4 protein-coding genes are annotated in these 6,758 nt (G+C 68.8%); 2 read left to right on the forward strand and 2 right to left on the reverse strand.

Going from position 1 to position 6,758, the window contains the following annotated elements; genetic code table 11:
• Positions 1–142: 142 nt before the first annotated feature.
• The gene (locus tag VKH46_04985; protein ID HKB70177.1) at positions 143–904 is read right to left on the reverse strand and encodes a response regulator transcription factor; all 762 of its coding nucleotides are present in this window, start codon (positions 902–904) and stop codon (positions 143–145) included.
• A gap of 95 nt (positions 905–999) precedes the next feature.
• Between VKH46_04985 and cysS the strand changes: the two genes are divergently transcribed.
• A complete protein-coding gene (gene cysS, locus VKH46_04990) occupies positions 1,000–2,391 on the forward strand; it encodes a cysteine--tRNA ligase (GenBank protein HKB70178.1) in 1,392 nt (463 codons plus the stop codon).
• A 406-nt stretch (positions 2,392–2,797) separates the two neighbouring features.
• Entirely contained in the window at positions 2,798–5,359 is a 2,562-nt protein-coding gene (locus VKH46_04995; protein ID HKB70179.1) for a protein kinase, read from the forward strand.
• A gap of 94 nt (positions 5,360–5,453) precedes the next feature.
• Here VKH46_04995 and VKH46_05000 read toward each other — a convergent pair whose 3' ends face one another.
• Entirely contained in the window at positions 5,454–6,527 is a 1,074-nt protein-coding gene (locus VKH46_05000) for a 3-oxoacyl-[acyl-carrier-protein] synthase III C-terminal domain-containing protein (GenBank protein HKB70180.1), read from the reverse strand.
• Between the last annotated feature and the right edge of the window lie 231 nt (positions 6,528–6,758).

The raw sequence follows: 6,758 nt of genomic DNA on the forward strand, positions 1-6,758 counted from the left end.
AGCGACGGCGGACCGGGCTCGCGCCTTGCCGCGCTTTCGGGTCGTCTCGAGTTGAGATCCCGAGCAGCATCCTTCAGGGCGGTTGCGCGGCGACTCGTCGTCACGAAACCGATCCGTGAAACTGAGAATCCCGCGACCGGAATCAGCGGGAGGCGGCGGTGCCGTTGCGCACCGCGAATCCGTGTCGCGCCATCCCGCGGGCGAGAGTCGCGGCAAAATCCAGCAGACGCACCCGCTCCTCCGAGTCGGCGGCGGTCTCCCTCCAGACGCGCAACGTGCCCTCGACGCCCGACTGGTCGAAGGGGATCTCGGCCGCGAGCGACCCGGCCTGGTCGCCGACCGAGAAGATCGCGCGTCCTGCCGACTCGACCGCGACGCCGTGCGCGCCGAACGCATCGACGAGCCGCTCGAGCTCGCGTCCGATCGTCTCTTCCGCCTCCGCCGCGGTGCGGGCGAGGGCGAGGCCGCGGCCCACCCGGAGGACCCTCTCGTAGAAGCGGACGCGGGCCTTCATCTCCTCGAGGAGGGCGCGGAGGCGGATCGCGTTGGCGAGCCGGGCGCGGAGCTCCCGCGGGCGGTACGGCTTGACGAGAAAGTCGAAGGCCAGCGCCTGGAAGCCCTCGAGGACGTCCTCGGCGCGGTTGCGGGTCGTCGCGAAGAGGATGGGGATGTCGGCGGTCTCGGAGTCCGCCTTCATCGCGCGGCAGAGCTCGTAGCCGGAATTGTCCTTCATCAGGACGTCGAGGAGGATCGCGTCGTAGCGGATTCCGGCGATCCGCCGGAGCGCCTCGTCGCCGCTGGTGCACCAGTCGCATTCGGCGGAGATCTGTCTCGCCGTGGCGGCGACGAGCTCGCGCTCCTCCTCGTCCGGGTCCACGACGAGAATCCGCGGTTCCGACTTCATCGAAAAATCACGATAGCACAGGGGCCGGGGGGCGGGCTCGCGTCGCCTTCCGGCGAGTGCGGCGCCGTCGCGGGCTGCTATATTTCGCCGCGACGATGCCCCTGACGCTCTACAACACCCTCGGCCGGACCCTGCAGCCGTTCGCGTCGATCGAGCCCGGCCACGTGCGCATGTACACGTGCGGTCCGACGATCTACAACCGCGTCCACATCGGAAACCTCCGGACGTTCGTTTGGGAGGACGTCCTCCGCCGGTCGCTCAAACGCCTCGGGTGGCGCGTCACCCAGGTCATGAACCTCACCGACGTCGACGACAAGACGATCCGCGGCGCGGCTCAGGCGCAGCGGCCTTTGCGCGAGTTCACCGAGCGGTACGCGGAGGCTTTCTTCCGCGACCTCGACACGCTCGGCGTCGAGAAGGCGGAGCACTATCCGCGCGCCACGGAGCACGTGCCCGAGATGATCGCCCTGATCGAGAAGCTCAAGGCGCGCGGGCATACCTACGAGAGCGACGGCTCCGTCTGGTTCCGGATTTCGACGTTCCCCGACTACGGGAAGCTCTCGGGGATCGACCTCTCGCACGCGCGCCAGGGGGCACGCGTCGCCGATGACGAGTACGAGAAGGACGACCCGAAGGACTTCGCGCTCTGGAAGGCGGCCAAGCCCGGAGAGCCCGCGTGGGATTCTCCCTATTCGAGCGGGCGGCCCGGCTGGCACCTCGAGTGCTCGGCGATGTCGATGCGGTATCTGGGCGAATCGTTCGACATCCACACGGGCGCGGTCGACAATATCTTTCCGCACCACGAGAACGAGATCGCCCAGAGCGAGGGAGCGACCGGAAAGAAGTTCGTGAACTACTGGCTCCACGCCGAGCACCTGATCGTCGACGGCGAGAAGATGTCGAAGTCGAAGGGGAACTTCTACCTCCTCTCCGACGTTCTCGCGCGGCGCTCCGATCCCGCCGCCGTCCGCTATCTCTTCCTGTCCGTGCCGTACCGCCAGAAGCTGAACTTCACGTTCGACGCTCTCGACGCGGCCGCGGCCGCCGTGCAGCGCCTCCGCAACGTCGAGGCGAACCTCTCCGACTACGCGCGCCGGCGTCCGGAAGGGGAGGAGACGGCGGCGGAGCTGACGGAGAAGCTCCGTGCGGCGTTCGACGATGCGCTCGCCGACGACCTGAACACCGCGAAGGCGCTCGGCGCGCTCTTCGACTGGGTGCGCGACGTGAACCTGTCGATCGAGCGGGGCGAGATCACGGGCGCCGACGCCCGCGCCGCGCTCGGGGCGCTCCGAGGCGTCGATGCCGTTCTCGGCGTGCTCCCTCCGCCGGAGATCCTGCCGGCGGAAGTCGAGGCGCTGATCGAGGAGCGCCTCGCGGCGCGCGGCCGGAAGGACTTCACGCGCTCCGACGCGATCCGCGCCGACCTGCTGGCGCGCGGCGTCGTGCTCGAGGACACGCCGCACGGGACGAGGTGGAAAAAAGCGTAGCGGGCAAGGCGATGCATCGAGCCGGCCGGGCGCGTGCCGCCGGCCGCCGCCACGACGTACGCTCTTCGGTACGCCTTAGGCGGCGGCCGGCGACCCGCATCCCGGCGGGTTCGCGCCTCGCCTTGCTTGACCGTTGCGCTGAAGCGAGGAGCCGTGGTCTCGTGATTCCCCGTAGCGGGCAAGGCGATGCATCGAGCCGGCCGGGCGCGTGCCGCCGGCCGCCGCCACGACGTACGCTCTTCGGTACGCCTATTTGGAGTTTCCGGCGGTACGTTTCTCCCGACCGACGGGGAAAGGCCGCCGCAGAGCATCGATTCCGCCTTCGGGTTAGAATCGCCGTCGTTCCCCGAAAGAAGGAGTCATCAACCTGAGTATTCCCGCCGGAGCTCGCCTCGGCCCTTACGAGATCCTCGCTCCTCTGGGGAGCGGAGGCATGGGGGAGGTCTATCGCGCGCGGGACACCAAGCTCGGGCGCGAAGTCGCGGTCAAGGTGCTTCCGGAGGAATTCTCAACGGACGCCGAGCGGCTCGCCCGGTTCGAGCAGGAGGCGCGGGCCGCCTCGGCTCTCAATCACCCGAACATCCTGACCGTCTACGACCTCGGGAGCGCCGAAGGCCGGTCGTTCATCGCGATGGAAGTCGTCGAGGGCAAGTCGCTCCGCGAGCTCCTCGAGGGCGGGCCGCTTCCTCCACGAAAGGGGCTCGATCTGGCGGCCCAGATCGCGGACGGACTCGCCAAGGCGCACGCGGCCGGCATCGTCCATCGGGACCTGAAGCCCGAGAACATCATGGTGTCGAAAGACGGTTTCGCGAAGATCCTCGATTTCGGGCTGGCCAAACTCACCGAGCCGGCGCGCGGGGACGTGTCGAACCTGCCGACGGCCGCTCCGGCGACGACGCCCGGCATGATCATGGGAACGGTCGGCTACATGTCGCCCGAGCAGGCTTCGGGGAATGTCGTGGATTACCGTTCCGACCAGTTCTCCTTCGGCGCGATCGGCTACGAGATGGCCACGGGAAAGAGGGCGTTCGCGCGGAACACCTCGGCCGAAACGCTCGCCGCGATCATCCGCGACGAGCCCGAGCCGGTCGGCGAGATCAATCCGAAGGTCCCCTCGCCCGTGCGCTGGATCGTCGAGCGTTGCCTGGCGAAGGACCCGGAGGACCGGTACGCCTCGACGAAAGATCTCGCGCGGGATCTCAAGAGCGTCCGGGATCACCTCTCCGACGTGTCGACCTCCTCCACGGGAGGCGTTCGCGGCGTGGCGAGGCCGCGCTCGCGACTGCGTCTGCAGTCGGCGGCCCTCGTCGCCGCACTTCTCCTCGTTCCCGCCGCTCTCTTCGTCGGAATGAGGATCGCCCGCCCGTCCAAGCCCGAATTCCGGAGGATCACGTTCCGCCGGGGGATCGTCCGCTCCGCGCGTTTCGTTCCGGGATCTCCGACCGTCCTCTACGGCGCGACCTGGGACGGCGAGCCCTACCGTATTTTCTCGACCCGACCCGGAAGCCCCGAGTCGAGCGCGGTGGCGCTTCCGGACGCGGACCTCCTTTCCGTGTCGAAATCCGGCGAGCTCGCGATTTCGGTCCACCGCCGTGCGGCCGGAAGCTTCATGCTCACGGGAATGCTCGCGAGGACCCCGCCTTCCGGCGGAACGCCGCGGGAAGTCCTGAAGGACGTGCAGATCGCGGACTGGTCGCCGGACGGGTCGCAGCTGGCCATCGTGCGCACGGTCGAAGGACGCAACCGCCTCGAATATCCGATCGGCAAGGTCCTTTATGAGACCGGCGGATGGATCAGCCACGCCCGCGTCTCGCCGAAGGGCGACCTCGTGGCGTTCTGCGACCATCCGGTTCAGGGTGACGATGCCGGGTCCGTCGCCGTCGTCGATCTCGCGGGGAAAAAGAAGACCCTCTCCTCCGGAGGCTCGAGGGTCCCCGCCGCGGCCTGGTTCGCGCTGCAGGGGCTGGCCTGGTGTCCGGACGGGACGAGGATCTGGTTTACGGCCACGCGCGAAGGCTCCGCGCGGGCGATCCACGAGGTCACCCTCGGCGGGCGAGAGCGCCTCGTCACGGCCACCCCCGGCACGATGACGCTGATGGACGTTTCCGCCGACGGGCGCGCGCTCGTGAGCCGGGACGACTGGCGGACGGGGCTGATGGGGCTCTTTCCCGGGGAGAAACGCGAGCGCAGCATGTCATGGCTCGACTGGACGGTCGTGAGGGACCTCTCCGTCGACGGACGGAGGATCAGCTTCGACGAGTCGGGCGAGGGGTCGAGCCCGAACGGCGACGTCTACCTCCGCGCGACGGACGGCTCGCCGGCCGTCAAGCTCGGCGAGGGAAGCGCCGGCGAGATCTCCCGCGACGGCGGCTGGCTCATTTCGATCTCGCCCGATTACACGCACGTCGTCCTCCTGCCGACCGGCCCCGGGGAGCCGCGCCCGCTTCCGGCGCCGGGCTTCACGATGAGCGGTGCCGCGTTCATGCCGGACGGCAAGGGAGTCGTGCTTCTGGGCCACGCGCGCGGACAGGCGCCCCGCGTCTACCTGCAGGAGATCAAGAGCGGAAGAGCGCGGGAGATCTCGCCGGAAGGAGTGCAGAGCCTCGGCCGCGTTTCGCCGGACGGCCGGTGGATCGCCACCCGAGGGCCCGACCACCACATCGTTCTCTACGGGTTCAACGGTGATCCGGCGCGGACGGTCCCGGGAACCGACGACGACGACTATCCGACGGTATGGTCTTCCGACGGGCGGTCGTTTCTGGTGTATCGGAGGGGCGAGGTCCCCTGCAAGGCCTACTGGGTCGAGGCGGAGGGCGGCGGGCGCGTGCTCTGGAGGACGATCGATCCGGACGATCCGGCCGGCCTCGACACGATCTCGCCGGTGTTCGCCACACCCGACGGCAAGTCCTACGTCTACGGCTTCACGCGGATTCTTTCCGACCTCTATCTGGTGACCGGGCTGAAGTGAGCTCGGAGCGCTCACTCGCGTGAGCGCGTAGAGCTCATCCCGAGCGCCCAGCGAGGGATCCCGGTCGACGCCACGGGCGGGAGAGCCCCGATCGTCAGAGCCGCACGAGGCCCGCGCCCCAGTGGAGCCCCGCCCCCAGGGCGGTGAAGCACACGAGGTCTCCCGGCTCCGCCTTCCCCGCCTGCTTCGCCTCGTGGAAGACGAGCGGGAGCGTCGCCGCGGTCGTGTTCCCGTACTTCTGGATGTTGTTGAAGACCTTCTCGTCGGGCAGCCCGAGCGTCTTCTGGACCGATTCGTTGATCCGCAGGTTCGCCTGGTGCATCAAAAGGAGCGAGAGATCGTCGATCGTGAGCCCGTGCGCGGCGAGCGTCTCCTTCACGATCGCCGGCATCGCCGTCGTCGCGAGCTTGAACACCTGGCGGCCCTCGACGATCGGCAGCGTCGCCATGCTCTGGAACATCTCCGGCGCGAAGTAGGGAAAGTAGGCGGAGCCGCCCGCCGGAACGTAGAGCTTGTCCCAGTGCGTGCCGTCGGTGCGCATCTCGAAGCCCAGGAATCCCCGCCCGTCGCCGGAGTCGTTCGCCTCGAGAACGAACGCGCCGCCGGCGTCGCCGAAGATGACCGCGCGGTCGCGCAGGGCGGTCCCGATCGCGAACATCTCCGGCGGGACGATCTCGTCCGATTCGCCGAACATCACCCGCCATTCGCGATCGGTCCAGGGATAGAAGGACGCGTGGCACTCGGCGCCGATCAGGAGGATGCGCCGGTACGTGCCGGAGCGGATGAACGCGTCGGCGACGTGGAGCCCGGAGAGGAATCCGGCGCACTGCATGCGGAGGTCGATCGCGTGCGTGCGCGTCAGGCCGAGCTGGGCCGCCGCGATCCCGCCGTTTCCCGGAAAGTAGTGCGCCGGCGTCATCGTCGAAAAGAGGATCAGGTCGACGTCTCGAGCCTCGACGCCGGCGTCGGCCAGCGCCGCCTTTGCCGCGGCCGCGCCGAGATCGGCGGAGGACGTTCCCTTCCGCGCGTACCGACGCTCCCGGATCCCCGTCCGCTGCTGGATCCACTCGTCGGTCGTGTCCATCAGCTTCGACATCCGCTCGTTCGTCACGACGCCGTCGGGGAGGAACACTCCGGACCCCCGAATGACCATGCTGGGAGACGGCATCCCGGGATTCTATTCCGCGCGTCGACCGGGCCTGATCCGCCTCTTCGAGGCGCCGTTCACCAGCAGGTTGCTGAAAAAGGGTCCGTGGCGGGGTTGCGAGCGCCGCGGGCTCGACTGTAAGACGCCGCGCCCGGGCGTGTCCGGCCGCATCGTCTAGGCGCGGCAACGAAGCAGTCGGGCCTGCGCCGCCGCAACCTTCTGGTGGCGCGAGTCTTGCCGTTCGCGCGTTGT

Source organism: Thermoanaerobaculia bacterium (genome assembly GCA_035260525.1).
In the GTDB taxonomy this organism is placed as follows: Bacteria; Acidobacteriota; Thermoanaerobaculia; order UBA5066; family DATFVB01; genus DATFVB01.